At 68.0% G+C, this 19,665-nt stretch carries 18 protein-coding genes; 11 read left to right on the forward strand and 7 right to left on the reverse strand.

Going from position 1 to position 19,665, the window contains the following annotated elements:
- Positions 1-1,425, reverse strand: a complete 1,425-nt coding sequence (locus tag V2S85_RS16395) for an aldehyde dehydrogenase family protein (protein WP_330703916.1) — start codon at positions 1,423-1,425, stop codon at positions 1-3.
- A gap of 395 nt (positions 1,426-1,820) precedes the next feature.
- On the opposite strand from V2S85_RS16395, the gene V2S85_RS16400 reads away from it, so the two are divergent.
- From V2S85_RS16400 to V2S85_RS16420, 5 genes are all read left to right on the forward strand, one after another.
- Positions 1,821-2,309 carry a flavin reductase family protein gene (locus tag V2S85_RS16400; RefSeq protein ID WP_330703917.1) on the forward strand — a complete coding sequence of 163 codons (489 nt, stop codon included), beginning with the start codon at positions 1,821-1,823 and terminating at the stop codon, positions 2,307-2,309.
- 149 nt (positions 2,310-2,458) lie between these two features.
- Positions 2,459-3,211 carry an SDR family NAD(P)-dependent oxidoreductase gene (locus tag V2S85_RS16405; RefSeq protein ID WP_330703918.1) on the forward strand — a complete coding sequence of 251 codons (753 nt, stop codon included), beginning with the start codon at positions 2,459-2,461 and terminating at the stop codon, positions 3,209-3,211.
- 40 nt (positions 3,212-3,251) lie between these two features.
- On the forward strand, positions 3,252-4,034 hold the full coding sequence (locus V2S85_RS16410) for an alpha/beta fold hydrolase (RefSeq protein WP_330703919.1): 783 nt from the start codon (positions 3,252-3,254) through the stop codon (positions 4,032-4,034).
- A 101-nt stretch (positions 4,035-4,135) separates the two neighbouring features.
- Positions 4,136-4,540 carry a Zn-ribbon domain-containing OB-fold protein gene (locus V2S85_RS16415; protein WP_330703920.1) on the forward strand — a complete coding sequence of 135 codons (405 nt, stop codon included), beginning with the start codon at positions 4,136-4,138 and terminating at the stop codon, positions 4,538-4,540.
- Complete coding sequence (locus tag V2S85_RS16420) at positions 4,540-5,703, forward strand: thiolase family protein (protein WP_330703921.1); 1,164 nt, start codon at positions 4,540-4,542, stop codon at positions 5,701-5,703. The genes V2S85_RS16415 and V2S85_RS16420 overlap by 1 nt, the downstream gene beginning before the upstream one ends.
- 204 nt (positions 5,704-5,907) lie before the next feature.
- Here V2S85_RS16420 and V2S85_RS16425 read toward each other — a convergent pair whose 3' ends face one another.
- Positions 5,908-7,125 carry an acyltransferase gene (locus tag V2S85_RS16425; RefSeq protein WP_330703922.1) on the reverse strand — a complete coding sequence of 406 codons (1,218 nt, stop codon included), beginning with the start codon at positions 7,123-7,125 and terminating at the stop codon, positions 5,908-5,910.
- Positions 7,126-7,269: 144 nt separating this feature from the next.
- On the opposite strand from V2S85_RS16425, the gene V2S85_RS16430 reads away from it, so the two are divergent.
- Complete coding sequence (locus V2S85_RS16430) at positions 7,270-8,331, forward strand: substrate-binding domain-containing protein (protein ID WP_330703923.1); 1,062 nt, start codon at positions 7,270-7,272, stop codon at positions 8,329-8,331.
- 114 nt (positions 8,332-8,445) lie between these two features.
- Entirely contained in the window at positions 8,446-9,357 is a 912-nt protein-coding gene (locus V2S85_RS16435) for a GGDEF domain-containing protein (RefSeq protein ID WP_330703924.1), read from the forward strand.
- A gap of 3 nt (positions 9,358-9,360) precedes the next feature.
- On the opposite strand, the gene V2S85_RS16440 is transcribed toward V2S85_RS16435, so the two are convergent.
- A complete protein-coding gene (locus V2S85_RS16440) occupies positions 9,361-10,137 on the reverse strand; it encodes an SDR family NAD(P)-dependent oxidoreductase (RefSeq protein WP_008831106.1) in 777 nt (258 codons plus the stop codon).
- A 145-nt stretch (positions 10,138-10,282) separates the two neighbouring features.
- Here V2S85_RS16440 and V2S85_RS16445 point away from each other — a divergent pair, with 145 nt between their 5' ends.
- A complete protein-coding gene (locus tag V2S85_RS16445; protein ID WP_330703925.1) occupies positions 10,283-11,524 on the forward strand; it encodes a CaiB/BaiF CoA-transferase family protein in 1,242 nt (413 codons plus the stop codon).
- A gap of 428 nt (positions 11,525-11,952) precedes the next feature.
- A complete protein-coding gene (locus V2S85_RS16450; RefSeq protein ID WP_330703926.1) occupies positions 11,953-14,406 on the forward strand; it encodes a TonB-dependent receptor in 2,454 nt (817 codons plus the stop codon).
- Positions 14,407-14,482: 76 nt separating this feature from the next.
- Here the strand turns inward: V2S85_RS16450 and V2S85_RS16455 are convergent, their stop codons facing one another.
- The 3 genes from V2S85_RS16455 to V2S85_RS16465 all read right to left on the reverse strand — a co-directional run bounded on the left by V2S85_RS16455 (position 14,483) and on the right by V2S85_RS16465 (position 16,951).
- Entirely contained in the window at positions 14,483-15,265 is a 783-nt protein-coding gene (locus V2S85_RS16455) for an enoyl-CoA hydratase-related protein (protein ID WP_271181686.1), read from the reverse strand.
- 20 nt (positions 15,266-15,285) lie between these two features.
- Complete coding sequence (locus V2S85_RS16460) at positions 15,286-16,266, reverse strand: nitronate monooxygenase family protein (RefSeq protein WP_330703927.1); 981 nt, start codon at positions 16,264-16,266, stop codon at positions 15,286-15,288.
- Positions 16,267-16,375: 109 nt separating this feature from the next.
- On the reverse strand, positions 16,376-16,951 hold the full coding sequence (locus V2S85_RS16465) for a TetR family transcriptional regulator (protein WP_330703928.1): 576 nt from the start codon (positions 16,949-16,951) through the stop codon (positions 16,376-16,378).
- Between the two features lie 167 nt (positions 16,952-17,118).
- Here V2S85_RS16465 and V2S85_RS16470 point away from each other — a divergent pair, with 167 nt between their 5' ends.
- Complete coding sequence (locus V2S85_RS16470; protein ID WP_330703929.1) at positions 17,119-18,027, forward strand: M48 family metalloprotease; 909 nt, start codon at positions 17,119-17,121, stop codon at positions 18,025-18,027.
- Positions 18,028-18,118: 91 nt separating this feature from the next.
- Here V2S85_RS16470 and V2S85_RS16475 read toward each other — a convergent pair whose 3' ends face one another.
- Positions 18,119-19,351 (reverse strand): RsmB/NOP family class I SAM-dependent RNA methyltransferase, encoded by a 1,233-nt coding sequence (locus V2S85_RS16475; RefSeq protein ID WP_330703930.1) that lies wholly within the window; start codon positions 19,349-19,351, stop codon positions 18,119-18,121.
- A gap of 54 nt (positions 19,352-19,405) precedes the next feature.
- On the opposite strand from V2S85_RS16475, the gene V2S85_RS16480 reads away from it, so the two are divergent.
- Positions 19,406-19,573 carry a DUF1674 domain-containing protein gene (locus V2S85_RS16480; protein ID WP_008832636.1) on the forward strand — a complete coding sequence of 56 codons (168 nt, stop codon included), beginning with the start codon at positions 19,406-19,408 and terminating at the stop codon, positions 19,571-19,573.
- Positions 19,574-19,665: the final 92 nt, after the last annotated feature.

Here is a 19,665-nt window from a genome sequence, read left to right on the forward strand (position 1 = left end):
TCAGCCCACCAGTGCGATGATGTCCTTGCCGAAGAGCTGCTCGTCCGACGGGATCACCTTATGCTGCGCCAGCGGCTTCGACACCCAGGTCTCGTTGATGAGATCGCGCCACGTCACGTTGTTGTTGGTGCCGTTGCCGCCCCACGAACCGCAGCCCAGCGAGAAGGTCTGGCGCATGCCGTTCCACACGTTGCCCGAGTTCGAGGCCGACTGCGGCTGGTTCACCATCACGCGGCTGGTCTTGGTGCCCTCGGCCAGCTTCATGATGTTGGCATCGCTCTGCGAGTAAATGCCGCAGGAATGGCCCTGGCCCTGGTAGCCCTGGATGGCGTTGGTCAGGCGGATCGCCTCGTCGATGTCCTTCGCGCGGTAGAGCGCCATGGTGACGGTCATCTTCTCGCCCGAGAACTTGTAGTCCGGGCCGTAGCCGGTTTCGGGCACGATGAAGAAGGCAGTACCTTCGGGGATCGCGAAACCGGCATAGTCAGCGATGAACTGCGCGGACTGGGCGACGACCTTGGCGTTGATGTGCTCGCCGTCTTCCCAGATCGCGTTCTGCAGCCTGGTCTTGTTCTCACCTTCGATGATGAAGCCACCCTTGGCCTTCAGCTTTTCGAGCATGGTGTCGTAGATCGCGTCGAGCAGGATCACCGCGTTGTCGGACGAACACGAAGCGGCATAGTCCAGCGTCTTCGATAGCAGGATCTTGGCGGCGGCGTCATCGAGGTCGGCGGTGTCGTCGACGGTGATGACCGCGTTGCCCACGCCCACGCCCAGCGCCGGGGTGCCCGACGAATAGGCCGCCTTCACCATCGGCGTGCCGCCGGTGGCGAGGATGCGGTCGCACTGCTTCATGACTTCGTTGGTCTTCTCGACCGAGGGCTGCTCGATCGGGATCACCAGGTCGGCGGGGGCGCCCATCTTGACCAGCGCGTCGCGCATCAGGTTGCAGATCTTGGCGTTGATGAACTTCGCGCGCGGGTGCGGGCAGATGATGATCGAGTTGCGGCCCTTGACCGCGCTGATCGCCTTGATGACCGGGGTCGCCTCGGGGTTGGTCGAGGGCGAGAGCGCACCGATCACGCCGACGGGCTTGGCCAGCTTGACGATGTTGCGCTCGGGGATCTCGTCGATGATGCCGACCGACTTGTCATCGATGATGTCGTAGAGGGTGGCGCGGGTCTTGACCGAGATCTTCTTGAACTTGCCCTCGTAGTTGCCGAGTTGCGTTTCCTCGACAGTCTCGCGGGCGATTTCCTCGTCCATGCCGGGCTTGCACACGGCATAGACCATGCCGCGGATCCAGGTATCGACCTGCTCCTGCGTGGCGTTCTCGATCTGCTGCTGGGCCGCGCGCGAACGGGCGACCAATTCGGCGACTTCGGCGGCGACGGGGGTTTCGGCGATCAGTTCGGCAGTGGCCATGTGCATCTTCCCTTAGATTTCTGCGCGCAGGTGCCCGGCAGACCCCGCGTTTACGCTGGCATCCGGATCACCCCTCGTTCCCCGAGTTAGGCGATCCGACACACCTTGCTCACCTGCACCTTTGGCGAGGCCTGCGCAAGTTTAATTAACCGAGCGATTAAATCGTAAGGTTGCAAAAACATCATCTTGATGCGCAGACCACGCAATGATCGATGGCCGGAGGATTTGCCCGAGAATAGCCGTCGCCCCTTGCCCGGCACAGGGGTTCCGGGCAGTAGAGGGCCGCAATATCGCGGAGGCGCTCCAGACCGGAGATGCCCGCCCGATTTCGACACAACCAAGATAGCCGGGTGGGCGGGGGTCGCCGCCGGGGCAATGGAAAAGGTGACAGGCGCGTGAGTGAGACGATTGATCCGGCAGAATTCCGCAAGGTGCTCGGCAGCTATCCCACCGGTGTCTGCGTCATCACCGCGCTGGACGAGGGCAAGCCCGCCGGCATGGTCGTCGGCAGCTTCACCTCGGTCTCGCTGGACCCGCCGCTGGTCGGTTTCTTCCCCGACAAGGCCTCGACCTCGTGGCCGCTGATCGAGAAGGCAGGCCACTTCTGCGTCAACGTCATGGCGAGCGACCAGGGCCCCGTCTGCAAGGCCGTCACCGCCAAGGGCGAGGCCAAGTTCGTCGGCGTCGAATATGCGATCTCCGAGCATGACCTGCCCGTCATCGCCGATTCCATCGCCGCGATCGAGTGCAAGCTCTACTCGGTGACCGAAGCGGGCGACCACTGGTTCGTGCTGGGCCAGGTGCTGCGCATGGAAACCGTGCGCGAGGAGGAACCGATGCTGTTCCACCGCGGCCGCTACGGCAGCTTCGCGGAGAAGATGTAAGGCTGAGCCTGACGGCGGGGCTTCGAGAAGCTCACCCTGAGCTTGTCGAAGGGTCATGCACGGCCGCAGCCTCATCGCCCGCGCGGTTTGACTCTCCCAGCATAAATGCTGTTCATCCGTTCAGCATCAGATCCGGGAGAGTATTGCACATGACACGTTCGCTTGACGGCAAGGTCGCCGTCGTCACCGGCGCGGGTTCGGGGATCGGCCGGGGCATCGCGCTGCGGCTGGCCGAGGACAAGGCGGCGATCGCCGTATGGGATCTCAACCCCGAAGGCGCGGCGGAAACCGTGAAGCAGATCGAGGCGGCGGGAGGCAAGGCCCTCGCCATCACCGTCGACTGCTCCGACAAGGCCGCCATCAAGGCCGCCGCCAACGAGACCCGCGCCAGGTTCGGCGCCATCACCATCCTCGTCAACAACGCCGGAATCGCGCCGTTCACCGCGTTCATGGACATCGAGGACGACGAGTTCGACAAGGTCATCCGCATCAATCTCAAGGGCCCCTGGCTGGTCACCAAGGAGATCGTGCCCGACATGCTGGCCGCAAGCTGGGGCCGCATCATCAACATCACCTCGTCCTCGACCCAGTCCGGCTCGTTCATGCAGAGCCACTACGTCGCCTCCAAGGGTGGGCTGCTGGGCCTGACCAAGGCGCTGGCGCTGGAACTGGGCAAGACCGGCATCACCGCCAACATGATCCCGCCCGGCTCGATCGACACCCCGATGCTGCGCGGTGCGCCGATCGACGCGGAGGCCTACGGCGCCTCGCTGCCGGTCGGGCGGCTGGGGCAAGTGGCGGACATCGCGGCGGCGGCGGCGTTCCTTGCCTCCGAGGAAGCCAGCTACATGACCGGGCAGACCATCAGCACCAACGGCGGCCGCTACATGGGTTCGGCCTGACGGGGTTTTCACGCCGCCGGGGGCAGCCTAAGCTCCCGGCATGACCGAAGAATTCCGCATAGCCGTGGACGGCGCCGTCCTGCGCGGCGAGCGGCGCGAGGGCGCCGGAACGCCGCTGGTGCTGGCCCACGGCTTCGGCGGATCGCGGCGCGACTGGGACGCCGTGGTCGCCGCGCTGCCCGGCGCAAACCCGCTGATCGCCTACGATCTGCGGGGCTTCGGCACCTCTGATACAGACGGCGCGGCTTATTCCCACGCCGACGACCTTCTCGCCCTGCTGGATGCTCTCGGGATCGCCGAGGCGGACCTTTGCGGCATGTCCTTGGGCGGGGCGACTGTGCTGAACTTCGCGCTCGACCATCCGGAGCGGGTGCGGCGGCTGGTCCTGGTGAGCCCGCTGATGGTCGGCTGGACCTGGACCGCCGACTGGATCGAGCGCTGGAAGGCAATCGGCCGCGCCGCGCGGGCCGGAAATATGGCGCAGGCGCGGGACTTGTGGTGGAACCACCCCCTGTTCGATACTGTCCGCGAGAGCCCCGCCGCCGCCGCGATGCGCGCCTCGATCGAGGCGTTTCACGGCGACCAGTGGGTGCAGGACGCCCAGCGCCCCGCCCTTCCCGACAGCGAGCGGCTGGGCCAGCTTTCAGCCCCCACGCTGCTGCTGACGGGGGAGCGCGATACCGCGGATTTCCGCATGATCGCAGAGGCCATCGCGGCGATGGGACGCAACGTCACGCGCATCGACCACCCGCGCGCGGGCCACATGCTCAACCTCGAAATCGCGGCGACGATAGCCGCGGAAATCAGCCGTTTCCTGGCCTGAAACGCCCCCGCGAAACGTCGCGGCGATGCCTGCGGGCACCCGCCTTGACCTGACGGCACTCAACGGCACCTAACAGGTACACAGAACGGGGAGAGCGACACATGAGCCCACCAAGACCGAGGCCCAAGCTGGATCACGAGAACACCGCGTTCTGGACCGGCGGGGCCCAGGGCGAACTCAGGATCGTGCGCTGCGGCGACTGCGGCGAGTACACCCACCCGCCCCGCATCCTGTGTCGCCACTGCCAGTCCGAAAACGTCGCCGCCCAGCCCGTCGCCGGGACCGGGGTGATCGATACCTTCACGATCAACCACCAGCCCTGGGCGAAGGACTTGCCCGTCCCCTACGTCATCGCCCGCGTCGCGCTCGACGGCGTGCCCGGCGTCTACCTCACCACCAACATCGTGAACTGCCCGGTCGAGGCGGTCGCGTTCGGCGATCCGGTCCGCGCCGTGTTCGAGGAGCAGGACGGCGTGTTCTATCCCCTGTTCGAGCGAGCGATCTGATGGCGCGCGAAGCCTACATCACCGGCGTCGGCCAGTCCGAGGTGGGCGTGCGCCTGCCGCGCCATCCGCTGCTGCTGACGCTCGACGCCGCGAAGGAAGCGATCGCCGAGGCCGGCCTCACCTTCGACCAGATCGACGGCGTGTTCTCCTTCCCCGGCAAGAGCCACGGCTACCTCGCCTTCTCCCCCGTCGGCACCGACGAGGTGATCGAGGCGCTGGGCATCAGGTCGAAGTGGCAGATGGGCGGGCTGGAGCAACCGGCGCAGCTTTCCGCCATCGGCATGGCGGCCTGGGCGGTGAAGGAGGGCATCTGCCGCCACGTCCTGTGCTTCCGCACCGTCTACGAGGCGGGCGGCATGGCCGACCCCGCCACCTACATGCCGCCGCGCCCGGACACCGTCTCGGGCGCCTCGCAGTGGACCGCGCCGTTCTGGGCGACGTCGGCCGCCTGCTGGACCGCGCAGTACGCCGCGCGCCACGTCCACAAGTATGGCCTGACGCGCGAGCAGCTCGGCCAGATCGCCATCAACGGTTCGAAGAACGCCATGCTCAACCCGCGCGCGCGGGCGATCACCAAGGCGGAACTGACACTCGACACCTACATGTCGGCGCGGATGATCTCGACCCCGCTGTGCCTCTACGACTGCGACCGCTTCTCCGACGCCTCCACGGTGGTGATCGTCTCGGCCGGCGACGCGCTCGACGAAATCAAATGCGAACCGATCCGCATCGCCGCGATGTCCGGCTCGGTCGACCGCTATTCGTGGGACCAGGCCGAGTGGCCCGCCGCCTACGACGCCGGCCGCGACTTGTGGGCGCGCACCGACTACACGGTGGACGATGTCGATACCGTGCAGTTCTACGACGGCTTCGCGTACCTGCCGATCACCTGGCTGGAAGGGCTGGGCTTTTGCGAGAAAGGCGAAGGCGGCCGCTTCATCGAAGGCGGCAGCCGCATCGCCCGCGACGGCCAGCTACCGCTCAACACGGCGGGCGGCCAGCTCGGCGCCGGACGCCTGCACGGCTTCGGCTTCGCGCACGAGGCGGTGACGCAGCTGCGCGGGAACGCGGGCGAGCGGCAGATTCCCGGCGATCCGAAAGTGGCGGTGGCGACATCGGGCGGCGGCCCGCTGGCGGCGGCGCTGCTGCTGGCGAAGGACTGAGGTTCGACGGCTCCGGCCTCGCGGGCTCTCCTCCCACGGGGCCGGGGATGGCAATACCGCGTCATCCCGGACTTGATCCGGGACCGTGGGCAGTCTTTAGGCGCGGACTCTCATTTGGACGCAGGCTTGCCGCCGAGGCGCCTCGGCGCGACGTGGGCTGTTCACGGCCCACGGTCCCGGATCAAATCCGGGATGACGAGGGGGTTACGCCGCCGTCGACGGCCGCGCCTCGGCCTCGGCCCGCTTCACCGGCCTCGCGCGCTTCAGCCCGATCAGCGGACGCAGCGGCCCGATCTCGCGCCCGACCAGATAGAACAGCCACGATCCCCCCGCCACGGTCACGCACAGCACCACGAACTCGGGCAGCGCGGTCAGCCCCTTGTCACGCAGCCAGTAGCTGACCAGCACCATCACCGTCTGGTGCGCGATGAACACCGGGAACACCGCCTCCGCCAGCGTGCCGCGCCAGCGGGCATCGCGGTTCCAGAAGCGGTCTGCGATGCCGAACAGCGCGATCACCGTGCCCCAGCACTGGACGGACTTGGCGAAGTCCAGCGGCTCCAGCCAGGCGCGCGGGGTACGCACGTTTCCGGGGAAGTACCAGGCCTCCAGCGCCACGAAGGCATAACCGACAAGGCCCACCGCCAGCGCCGGCTTCCACTGCCGTGCGATCGCCCGGCGCAGCGGCTCGCAGCGGCGCAGCAGGAAGCCCAGCAGGAACATGCCGCCGTAATGCAGGTGCGCGCACATGTCGGTGAGCAGGCTGTGGGTATCCGTCCAGCCATCGCCCGGAAAGCGCACCGCATACGTGGCGAGGCAGCCCGCCGGCAGCAGCCAGGGCCCGGCCAGCACTTTCTCCACGCCCCGCGCCAGCGCGGCGGTCCAGCGCCCGGGCAGGATCATCAGCGCCAGGCACAGCGCGATCGTATAGGCGAGCAGGTAGATCACGAACCACAAGTGCATGACCGCCGGCAGGTTCTCGTGGATCACCCGGCGGAAGCTGAACGCGTCATGGAACAGGAAATAGCCGTAGCCGTGCGTGTAGCCGCTGTTGAGCAGGCCCATGTAAGGCTGCGGCGGCACGATCACGGTCAGCCCGAACAGCAGCGGAATCCCCAGCCGCAGCAACCGGCTCTTCAGGAAGGAGGCGGTATTGCTCTCGCGCACCAGCAGGGCGGCGCTGGCATAGCCGGAAATCGCGAAGAGCAGCGCCAGCCGCCAGGCGCTGAGCCCCAGCAGCGGAATTTCCGCCCACCAGACCACCCCGCGCGTCGGCGTCTGGTAGCCCCACGGGGTGAACGAGAAGCCGACATGGTAGAAGATCAGCATCACGAAGGCGCCCACGCGCAACCAATCCATTCCGTAGTGGCGCTGGCTGGTGGCGGGGTTCATCGCATTCCGTTGCACATCCGGTCCGCGCATGCGGCTCCTGCTTGAGGGGCGCTCATTAGGCCCCTTGCCACGGTACTGCAATGACCCGCTTGTAATAGAACGTATCGGTGCGTTGCCTCGGTTTCGGACCAGACTGGGGTTGGTGAGCCATGCCGAGGCGCCGAACATCGCCCCATGAACATTCCCGAAGCGAGTACCCCCGAAGCAAGCATCCCCGAAGCGGCGCCCGCCCTCCGCGCGATCCGGTCACGCCGTGCCAGCGCCATCGAGCGTGCGGGCTATGCCCCGGTGCCGCGCGCGACGCCCCCACTCGCCGAACCTCCCGCATCCGTCGACAGCGGCGCGCCTCCGCCCCGCACTCGGGCCGCCGCCCGGACAGCCGCGCGGACAGCCGCTGAGGCGCCCCCCCGCCCGGGCATCGTCGCGCTGGTCCACGACGGGCGAGGCGCCGGGGTGGTCGATGCGCTGGCGGCCGGAATGGCGGGGGCGCTGGCCGGAGGGGACCATGTGCTCACCCTGCTGCCCTGCCCGGCCAAGCACGCCGCCGAACGGCTCGCGGCCTTCCTCGACCGGCACCGCCCGGCGGCGGTGATCCTCGCCCCGCCGCTGGCCGACCGCGACGACCTGGCGGCGCTGTGCCACCATGCCCGCGTCGCATGCGCGCGCGTCGGGGCGGGATCGGGCTTCGCGGCCGATCTCGTCGCCGACGAGCGCGACGCGGCGGCCTCGGCGGTACGGCGGCTGGTCGCTTCCGGGCATGTGCGGATCGGGCTGGTGGCGGGGCCGGATGGCTCGTCCAGCGCGCAGCGGCGCGAACTGGGTTATCTCGACGCCATGGCCGAACGCGGCCTCGACCGCGGCCCCGCGCTGATCGTACCGGGCGACGACAGCTTCGAATCGGGGATCGAGGCCGGCCGCCTGCTGCTGGAGATCAGCCCGCGTCCGACCGCGATCCTCGCCAGCAACGACGAGATGGCCGCCGGCGTCCTGCATGCCGCCAGCCAGGCCGGGGTGGCGGTGCCCGCCGCGCTTTCGGTCATCGGCTTCGACGATACCCGGCTGGCCGCCCGCACCCTGCCGCCGCTGACGTCGATCCGCTTGCCCTGGCAGCGGATCGGCGGGGAGATCGTCCACCGGATGTTCTCGGCGGAGGCGGCGGCAGAGGCGGGGGTCGTCCTGCTGGAGACCGAACTGGTGGAACGCGGCTCGACCGCACCGCCCGGCCAGGCGGCGTGAAGCTGCCCGGAGCAAGCCCCTCTGCGTAAAGGGAGTTCCGTTGGTGATCCGTTTACCATAAAGGATTAAGCCATAGTGGATCCATTAGCGGTGGATCGCACGAAGGGGCCGAGCTTGTACCTGCAGACCGACACACATCGTTCCGCCATCCGGCCGCTGACCGATGGCCATATCGTGTCCCGCGCCGCCGCCCTGGCGGGCGTGAGCGCGTGGAGCTGCGATCTCGCCACCGAAACGCTGGCGTGGGGTGACGGGGTGTTCGAAATCTTCGGCCTGCCCCGCGACAAACGCCTCCATCGCGGCGACACGGTGGCGCTCTACGCCGAGGAATCGCGCGATATCATGCTGCGGCTGCGCCGCCGGGCGATCGAGACGCGTTCCGGCTTCTCGATGGAAGCGCAGATCCGCCAGCCGGGCGGCGACGTGCGCTGGATGCGCCTCGCCGCCGCCTGCCATGTGGAGCATGGCCGCATCGTCCAGCTCTACGGCATGAAGCAGGACATCACCCACGAACGGCTGGAATGGGACCGCCTGCGCCGGCTGGCGGAAAGCGACACGGTCACCGGGCTCGGCAACCGGGCGCGGTTCCAGTCCGAATGGCTCGACCTTGCCGCCGGCTCCGAGGCCCTCTCCCGGATCGGCGCGCTGGTGCTGTTCGACCTCGACGACTTCAAGGGCATCAACGATCGCTGGGGCCATGCCGCCGGCGATGCCTGTCTCGCCAGCTTCGGGGAACGGCTGGGCCGCGCGTTCCCGCAGGCCCGCCTCGCCGCGCGGATCGGCGGCGACGAGTTCGCCCTGCTACTGCCCGCGACGCTCTCCGCCCCCACCCTGGAGAGCGCGGTGCGGCGGCGGCTGAGCGCCCTCGTCACCCGCGTCGAATGGCGCGGCACGCTGATCCCGATCGCCGTCAGCGCCGGCCTCGCCTTCGTCGAGGGAACCCCCGAAGCGACTTTCGCGGCCGCCGACGCGGCGCTCTATGCCGCCAAGCGCAGCGGCCGCAACGTCCTGCGGGTCGCGCCCTGACTTCTATTCCGGCTCGACCCAGGTAGTGCGCGTCACCCTTGGCGAGAGGTACTTCGTCGCCGTCCAGCCGCCGTCCACGACGATCGACTGGCCGTTGATCATCTCGCTGCCCGGCAGGCACAGGAAGGCGATGACCGAGGCGATGTCCTCCGGCTGCGCCAGGCGCGGATAGGGCGTCGTCTCGACATTGGCGCGCTTGAAGCCCTCGTCCTCGAAACGGTGGCGCACCATGTCGGTCATCGTCACGCCCGGCGCCACGCAGTTGGAACGGATGCCGCGCGGACCGTATTCGCAGGCCATGTGCTCGGTCATCGACTTGAGCCCGCCCTTGGCCGCCGAATAGGCCCCGCCGCGCCGTCCGCCGATATGCGCGAACGTGCTGGTCACGTTGACCACGCTGGCGCCCTCCCCCAGATGCGGGATCACGTCGCGGCAGAGCCGGAACGGGGCGACGAGCATGATGTCGAGGAAGTCGTCGAGCGTCTCGTCGTCCGTCTCGTCGAGCGGCTTGGGGCTGCCGACGCCCGCATTGTTCACCAGCGCGTCGATGCGGCCGAAGCGGGCCAGCGCCTGCGCGACGACGGCTCCGGGCGCGGCCGGGTCGGTCAGGTCGGCGCTGATGGCAAGGACGTGGTCGGGATTGCCGATCGCGGCTTCCAGCGCCGCCAGCTTGTCCTTCGAGCGGCCGACCCCGACGATCGCGAAGCCTTCGCCGTGCAGGATCTTCGCGGTTTCGAGGCCGATGCCGCTGCCCGCGCCCGTGATGATCGCTACCTTCACTTCGCCTGTCTCCCATGCTGTCCGCATCGTGTTAGCCGCCGCTCCGGCAAGCGTCGAACCGCCCCGGCGGTATTGCCCGGGGCTGCCTTGTCCCCGGACCGCACAGGGCTAGTCAGAAGGCTCAGACAACGAGCGAACAGGCACAATGAGCACACCCAAGGCCGCCCTCGAAGGCATCCGCGTCATCGACATGAGCCGCGTCTTCGCCGCCCCCGTCGGCGCGCAAATCCTCGGCGACCTCGGCGCCGACGTCATCAAGGTGGAGCGGCCGGGCGTCGGCGACGACGGGCGCGGCTACGGCTTCTCGTGGGTGCCCGGCAAGGACGGGATCGAGACGCGGCACTCCAGCTTCTTCACCGTGTCCAACCGCAACAAGCGCTCGATCACGCTGAACCATTCCCGGCCCGAGGGGCAGGCGATCCTGCGCGATCTGGTGAAGAGCGCCGACGTGCTGATCGAGAACTACAAGGTCGGCGACCTCAAGCGCTTCGGCCTCGATTACGAGAGCCTGCGGGAGATAAACCCGCGCCTCATCTACTGCTCGGTCACCGGCTTCGGCCAGACCGGGCCGATGGCGGCGCTGCCCGGCTACGACGGACTGTTCCAGGCGACCGGCGGCATGATGGCGGTGACCGGCATTCCCGATGGCCAGCCGGGCTCCGGCCCGCTCAAGACCGGGCCCAGCCTCGTCGATTTCGTGACCGGCCACAACACCGCGCTGGCGATCCTGGGCGCGCTGATGCACCGCACCCGCACCGGCGAGGGCCAGTACATCGACATCGCCCTGCTCGACAGTTCGGTGGCGATGGTCAGCCACATCATGCAGGACTACCTGATCAGCGGCAACGCCCCGCCCCGCCTCGGCAACGGCGGCAATGGCGGCGGCCCGGCGGACCTGATCCATTGCGCGGACGGCATCATCTACCTCACCGCCGGCACCGACGAGCACTGGCGCCGCCTGACGGTGCTGATGGAGCAGCCCGAACTGAACGACGACCCGCGCTTCGATTCGAACCTGAAGCGCGGCAAGACCAATCGCGCCGAGCTGATGGCCATCATCAACGACTGGAGCGGTCGCTTCCCGACCCTGAAGGTTCAGGCCATGCTCGACGGCGCGGGCATTCCGGCGGCGCGCTACAATGAACTGGCCGACGTCTGGGAAGACCCGCAGGTGCAACATCGCGGCCTGAAGGCGACGACGCCGCACGCCTGGGCGGAAAGCGGCTCGGTGGACCTGATCGCCAGCCCGCTCGCGAAGATGTCGGCGAGCCCGGCGACGATCCGCATGGCCCCGCCGATGCTGGGCGAGCATACCGACGCCATCCTTGTCGAACTGGGCTACGACGAGGCCCGGATCGCCGGGCTGCGCGAGGCGAACGTGGTTTAGGAAAAGGCGCGCTCACCCTTCGTCATCCGCGAGAAGGGAGCAGGGTCAAGGTGACCCTGCCCCGGCGCGCCGCATCGCGCATGAAATCGTGCAGCTCCTGCACGGGAATCCTTGCGCAACCCCGATATCGGTCCGACCAGACCCGCGTTTCGCCCGGCGGACGGTCGTGCCGGTCGTCCAGCCGGCGATCCGCGCGGCAGAATCCCCCCCTGCGATATGATGTATCAACGCCGATCGTTCGGCAGCGACCGATAATACCGTGGTAAAACAAGGCAATGACCGGACCTATCCGACCAGTCCGCATTCCGGTCCGACCAATTCACTCCCCTTGCCGAGCAACAATCGAGCAATACGATACTACGAGAACGGCGTTTCCACATCGACTCAGTTCGTTGCGGACCAGAAGCGTCGTCAGGGAGAGAACAATCATGAAGACCATGCATCCGAGGGCCGTGCTCCGTGCCTCCACCGCGCTGACCTTCGCCGCCGCGCTGGCCGCCCCGTTCCTGGCCGCTCCGGCGCTGGCCCAAAGCGAGCCGCAGCCAGCCCGCCGTTCCAGCCAGCCCGCGATCGGCGCCAACGACATCGTCGTCACCGCCCGCCGCGCCGAGGAGCGCCTGCAGGACGTGCCGATCTCGATCACCGTGTTCAACCAGGAGCAGCTTTCGCAGCGCAACGTGGTCAACGCCAACGACCTGGCGACGTATACCCCGTCGCTGTCGTCCAACACCAACTTCGGCACCGAGAACACCACGTTCGCGATCCGCGGCTTCGCGCAGGACATCGGCACCCTGCCCTCGGTCGGCACCTATTTCGCCGAAGTGGTGACCCCGCGCGGCGCCTCGAACGGGTTGCCCACCGGTGACGGCGTGCTGCCCGGCAGCTTCTTCGACCTGCAGAACGTGCAGGTTCTGAAAGGCCCGCAAGGCACGCTGTTCGGCCGCAACACCACCGGCGGCGCGGTGCTGCTGGTGCCGCAGCGGCCCACCGACGTGCTCGAAGGCTACGTCGAGGGATCGATCGGCAACTTCGACTTGCGCCGCGTGCAGGGCGTGGTGAACATCCCGCTCGCCGATACCTTCAAGGTCCGCCTCTCCGCCGACCGCATGACCCGCGACGGCTATCTCAAGAACCAGAGCGGCATCGGCACCAGCGACTTCAACGACGTGAACTACACCGCGCTGCGTCTCAGCGTCGTCGCCGACCTGACGCCCGATCTGGAGAACTACCTGATCGCGTCCTACGTCCACTCGAACACCAACGGCCCGATGACCAAGCTGGTCGCGGTCGATCCGACCGAGGGCCTGGGCGCACTGTTCTACGGCCAGCTCGCGAAGCAGGGCACCGGCTTCTACAACGTGATGAACCCGATCGACGACAACTACTCGAAGATCACCCAGTGGCAGGTGATAAACACCACCCGCTGGCGCGCGTCGGACGCGATCACCGTCAAGAACATCGCCAGCTACGCCCAATACACGCAGACCATGGATGCGGCGCAGTTCGGCACGCTGGCGCAGCTCGGCCCGTTCGTGGTGCCCTTCACCACGATCACTTCGCCGCCGGGCCTGCACACCGCAGACCAGTACACGCTGACGGACGAGTTGCAGGTGCAGGGCAAGACGCCCGATGGCCGGCTGGACTGGCAGGTCGGCGGCTATGCCGAGATCAGCCGCCCGCTCGGGCTGGCGGGCAGCCAGTCGCCGTTCCTCTCCTCGTGCATCGACAGCGCGACCTTCCAGTGCACCGACCTGATCGGCGCCGGATCGGTCAACTACACGGTCGGCAAGACGTACTTCCGGGACTTCGGCCTCTATGCGCAGGCCACGTATGCGCTGACCGACAAGCTCAAGCTCACCGGCGGCATCCGCTACACCTGGGACGAGCAGCGCAACACCAGCACGCGCCGCACGTACCTGGTCCAGTCGGTGCCGAACTACGGGATCGCTTCCGTGCGCTGCACCGATCCCGCCGCCACCGCCAACGGCTGCGAAGCGACGCTGAACCAGAAGTCGAGCGCGCCGACATGGCTGATCGACCTCGACTACAACTTCACCCCCGATGCGATGGCCTATGCCAAGTATGCGCGCGGCTATCGCGCCGCGACGATCGCGCCCAACGTCTCGGCGCCGCTCGACCTCGTCGATGCGGAAAAGGTCGACAGCTACGAGATCGGCTTCAAGAGCAGCTTCCACGGCGCCGTGCCCGCCACGCTGAACCTTGCGGCATTCTACAACGATTTCCAGAAGCAGCAGTTGCAGGTCGGCTTCAACGCGGTGGCGGGCAGCGGGCAGGCATCCACCGCCGCGCCGGTCAACGCCGGCAAGTCCGAGATCTACGGGCTGGAGGCCGAGGCGAGCATCAATCCGTTCGAGGGACTGACCCTCTCGGGCAGCTACACGTACCTGCACACCGAGATCAAATCGGTGCCCGAGGGGCTGCTGACCTACAGCGACCCCAACTTCACCCTCGCCGCGCCGTTCGAGGTGGGCGATCCCGAAGTGCTTTCGCCGAAGCACAAGTTCACCGTCTCGGCGCGCTATACGCTGCCGCTGGACGAGAGCGTCGGGCGCGTGTCGTTCGGGGCGGACTATACCTATCGCACCAGCATGCTGGTGAACTACATCGACCGCGAGAACCCGAACCCGGCCATCGCCGCGTTCAGCACGCTGCCCTCGCTGGGGCTGCTGAACCTCAACTTCGGGTGGGAGGGGATCGCCGGATCGCCGGTGGACCTGACGCTGTTCGCCACCAACGTGACCAAGGAAAAGTACTATACTTATGCGGCGGGCCTGGGATCGCCGGAAGTGGGCTTCGAGATCGCCTCGGTCGGCGAACCGCGCATGTACGGCATGCGCCTGAAAGTGCGCTTCGGCGGATGAATGCCGATCCCCTTCCCCCTCGGCGGGGGGAAGGGGAACTGCCTGGGGCGGGGCTGTTTACTCCCCCGGCGGGGTTTCAGCGTCCCTTGAACGCGGGCTTGCGCTTTTCGAGGAACGCATTGACGCCTTCGAGGAAGTCCTCGGTCCGCCCTGCCTCGCGCTGGCCGCGCCGTTCCGCCTGAAGCGCGGTTTCGAGGCTGGAATCCAGCGCGTCCCACGCCATGCGCTTGATGAGGCCGAGCGAGCGCGGGCCGGTGGCCAACCGCTTCGCCAGCTTCATCGCCTCGGCGTCGAGGTCGTCCTCGGGCACCACCCTGGTCGCAAGGCCCCAGTCGAGCGCGGTCCTGGCATCGACCTTCTCGCCCAGCAGCATCATCTGCACGGCGCGCACCCGGCCCACCGCCTGCGCCAGCAGGTAAGTCGCGCCGCCATCCGGCACGAGGCCGACGTGGCAGAAGGCGCAGAAGAAGTAAGACCCCTCCGCCATCAGCACAACGTCGCCCGCCGCCGCCAGACCCGCGCCGAAGCCCGCCGCAGGCCCGCGGATCGCGGTGACGACCGGCTGCTCCATGGTCTTGATCTGCATGATGACCGGGTTGAACGCGCGGTCGAGCTGGCCGCCGATATCGCGCATCGGATCGGCCAGCATGTCCTGCGCGGCGGCGAGGTTCGCGCCCGAGCAGAACGCCTTGCCCTCACCCGTCAGCAGCACCGCACGGGCATCGCGCGCCGCCACGTCGAGGGCGTGGACCATCTCCAGCCCCATCGCCTCGGTGACGCCGTTCATGGTCTTGGGATCGTTGAGGGAAATGCGCGCGACGCCGTCCTCCAGCGAATAGAGGATGTGCTCGTAACTCATGGAATCTCCCTCTCCGTCGATCAGGCGAGCATGGCGCCCAGGCGTTCCTTCACGATTGCCTCGGCCTCGCCAACGATCCTTTCGATCAGTTCCTTGCAGGTGGGCACGTCGTGGATCAAGCCCTGCACCATCCCGGCCCAGAAGATGCCCTTGGTAAGATCGCCGCTCTGCAGTAGCTCGCGGCCCACCGCGCCCGCGACGAGGTGGCGGATATCCTCGAAAGTCGAGTCCGGCCGTTCGGAAATCGCGACCACTTCGTCGGACACGTCGTTCTTGCCGACGCGCGCCGAGTTCTTGAACTTGCGGAAGATGAGGTTGGTGCCGCGCTCGTCGTTCTCGACGTACCTGGCCTTCACGTTGTCGTGGATCGGCGCTTCCTTCGTGGCGCAGAAGCGGGTGCCCATGTTGATGCCTTCAGCCCCCAGCGCCAGCGCCGCGACGAGGCCGCGCCCGTCGCCGATGCCGCCGCTCGCCAGCATCGGAATCTTCACCTTGTCCGCCGCCGAGGGGATCAGGATCAGGCCGGGAATGTCATCCTCGCCGGGGTGCCCGGCGCATTCGAAGCCGTCGATCGAGATGATGTCGCAGCCGTGCCGCTCGGCCGAAAGCGCGTGGCGCACGGCAGTGCACTTGTGCAGCACGGTGACGCCGTGGGGCTTCACCATCTCCCAGATCTCGCGCACCTGCTGGGTGCCCGCGGTCTCGACGATCTTCACCCCGCCGTCGATCACGGCCTGCGCATAGGCCTTGTAGTCGGGCGGCAGGATCGTGGGCAGCACGGTGATGTTCACCGCGAAGGGCTTGTCGGTCATTGCCCGGCAGCGCTCGATCTCCTCGCGCAGCGCCTCGGGGCTGGGCTGGGTCAGCGCGGTCAGGGTGCCGAGGCCGCCGGCGTTCGACACCGCGCTCGCCAGTTCGGCATAGCCGACGCCCTGCATGCCGCCCTGGACGATCGGATGTTCGATGCCGAGCATCTCGGTCACGCGGGTCTTGAATGGCATGGTTGTCGCTGCTCCCTATCGATGGTTGCAAGCGGGGCTATGTCATGCGGCGCGGGGCTTCAAGGCACCCGGGGGGCCAAGGGGCGCGTCCATCGCGGCGGCGAAGGTTTCACACCTTGCCGTTCGCCCCGATCCCCTCGATCACGAAAGCCGCGATGGCATCGCGAATCTCCGCCTCGCTGGCCATGCCCGGCGGGAACAGCCAGTCGCGGAACATCAGGTTCGCCAGCACCGCCGCGAACGACACGCGCACCATGAGTTCGGGCGCGATGCGCGGGGTCTCCCCGACGCGCGCGCGCGACATCGCCTCGCCCTTGCGGAAGTAGTCCTGCAACCCGTCGAGCGCCTCGATCCCGCCCGAGGCTTCGGGCGAATAGGCATTCGCGACCGCCAGCGAGAGGAACATCTTCGAATGGCTGCCCATGAAGTCGAGCAGTTCGCCGATGTAGGCCCGCGCCACGTCCTTGCCCTCACCCGCTCCGGCGGTTCGGGCCTGAAAGTCCGCGAAGTGGCGGTTCAGCGGCGTGAAGATCGCCGCGCGGAACAGCGCCTGCTTGCTGTCGTGGAAGCGGAAGATCTGCGCCTCGGTCACATCGGCGCGGCGGGCGATCGCGGCGGTCGTCGCCCCGGCATAGCCCGAGGCCTCGAACTCCTCGGCGGCGGCTTCGAGAATGCGGTCGGCCACTTCCTCGGAGGAGCGGCGGCGACGTTTCGGTTTCGGATCGGGGCTAGCCAATATGTCCTGCCGGTTTCGCTTGCGTGACTGCATGTGTCGGGAACGGCGGGCGCCATTGAAACCCTCCCGCCCGACCCTAGATTCGTCGGGACAAACGCTCAAGGAGACAATTGAAAGTGAACGGAATGAAGACGGCCATGCTGCTGGCGGCGCTGACGGCGCTGTTCATGGGGCTGGGCTACATGCTGGGCGGAACCGGCGGCGCCATCATCGCGCTGCTCGTGGCGGCGGGCATGAACCTGTTCACCTTCTGGAACGCGGACAGCATCGTGCTGAAGATGCACAACGCCCGCGAGGTCGGCCCGGAGAGCGAGTTCCACCGCCTCGTCGCCGAACTGGCGCAGCGTGCGCAGTTGCCGATGCCGCGCGTCTACGTGATCGACACCGAGGCACCCAACGCCTTCGCCACCGGCCGCGACCCCGACCACGCCGCCGTCGCCGCGACCACGGGCCTGCTCGACATGCTCAGCCGTGAGGAAGTGGCGGGCGTCATGGCGCACGAACTGGGCCACGTGAAGAACCGCGACACGCTGGTGATGACGATGGTGGCGACGATCGCGGGCGCCATCTCGATGATCGCCAACTTCGGCATGTTCTTCGGCCACATGGGGAATTCGGAGGATCGTCCCAATCCGATGGCCGCGATCGCCGCGATGGTCATGGCACCGTTCGCGGCGATGATCGTGCAGATGGCGATCAGCCGCACCCGCGAATATGGCGCCGACAAGGCGGGCGCCGAGATCAGCGGCAACCCCCGCGCGCTGGCCTCGGCGCTGCAGAAGATCGCCGGGCCTGCCGCCCACTTGCGCAACCCCACCGTCGAGCGCAACCCGGCGGCGGCGCAGCTCTACATCGTGCCCTCGTCGGTGTCGGACCTGTTCTCGACTCACCCGGCGACCGAGAAGCGCATCGCCGCGCTGATGGCGATGGACGGCGGGGCGGTGCCCCCGCGTCCGGCCATGGCTTCGGTGCCGCGCCGTAGCGCGACGCGTGGCCGGTCGGCGCTCGATCCGAACCGGCGCTGAAGCCGCACACCTCGTCATTGCGAGCGCAGCGAAGCAACCCAGGGCGGCTTGAGACTGCCCTGAGTTGCTTCGCTGCGCTCGCAATGACGACTTAGGGTTTCACCCAACGCGCGATGAAGAAGCCGTCGAGGCCGCCCGCCTCGGCCAGCATTCCCGGATCGGTGCGCAGCCAGCCCTCGCCGGTCGGCGAAAGACCCTCGGGCAGTTCCGCCGCCGTGATCGGGGCAAGCGTCAGTTCGACGTCGGCCGCGCGGTCCTCGCCTTCTTCCTGCTCCAGCGAGCACACGGCGTAGACCAGCGTGCCGCCGGGCTTCAGCCACTCGGCCGCCCGCGCCAGCATCCGCGTCTGGATTTCGGCCATCTCCTCGATCTGGCGCGGCGCGATGCGGTGGAGCACGTCCGGATGACGGCGCGAGGTGCCCGTCGCCGTGCACGGCGCGTCGAGCAGGATCGCGTCGAACTTCTCCTGCGGCTCCCACGTAAAGGCATCCGCGAGCACCACCTCCGCCTCCAGCGCAGTGCGCTCGAGGTTCTCGCGCAGGCGTTCCAGCCGCCGCTTGGCGTTGTCGAGCGCGGTCACCTTCCAGCCCGCCGCCGCAAGCTGCATCGTCTTGCCGCCGGGCGCGGCGCAAAGATCGAGCACGGACCGGCCCTCACCCTCACCGAGCATGCGCGCGGGCAGGCTGGCGGCGAGATCCTGCACCCACCACGCACCCTCGCGGAAACCGTCGAGGTGCTCCACCGCGATCCCGCGCGGCAGGCGCACATGACCCGGCATCAGCGAGATGCCGCCGAGGCGCTCGGCCCACTCCGCCGTCGCCCCCGCATCGCGCAGCGCAAGGTCCAGCGGCGGCGGCACGGCGAGACCCGCGGCGATCGTCTCGGCCCGGATGCCCCAGCGCTCCATGACCGGCTCGGGCAGGGTCGGCACTTCGGGCAGCGTCACGGCGCGCTTGGTCAGGGTCGAGAACACGCCGTGCGCCAGACGGCGCGGGCCGCCCATCAGCATCGGCAGGCCGGTGGCGATGACGGCGTGCGCGGGCGTCTCCAGCCGCAGGACTTGCGCCAGCATGATCTGCAGCACCGCGCGCGCCTTGGCGTCGTCCGCCAGCGGCAGGCGGGTGGCGGAGTCGATCAGCGCGTCGAGGTCGGCGCGCCAGCGCAGCACCTCCCCGGCAATGGCGCGGGCGAGCGCGCGGTCGGCATCGCCCTTGATGCGCGCGAGCGCGGAGCCGCCCGCCTGGTCGAGCGTCTCGCCCCTGCGCAGAACGGCATCGATGAGGTTGAGCGCGGCACGGCGCGCAGGAAGTCCGGGTATGTCCATCGTCGGCCCCTATACCGGATTGCCTTTTTCCGCCACCCGCACCACATGGGGCCCATGACCAAGCGCGCCACTGAACGTCCGGCGGCCTTCACCAAGCCCGCTCACTGGACCAACGACCCCGCTCCCCCGCCCGTGAAGGCCAAGGACGAGCAGGACCCCGACGGCCTTTCACCCACCCGCTACGGCGACTGGGTGCAGAAGGGCATCGCGATCGATTTTTGATCGAGGTGGGAAGGCGCGCGCCCGCCGCACCCGCCGCTTGCTTTCTCCGCCGTCACCCTGAACTTGTTTCAGGGTGACGCCCTGCAGTTCGC

This window comes from Novosphingobium resinovorum (assembly GCF_036352595.1).
Taxonomy (GTDB): Bacteria; Pseudomonadota; Alphaproteobacteria; order Sphingomonadales; family Sphingomonadaceae; genus Novosphingobium; species Novosphingobium resinovorum_B.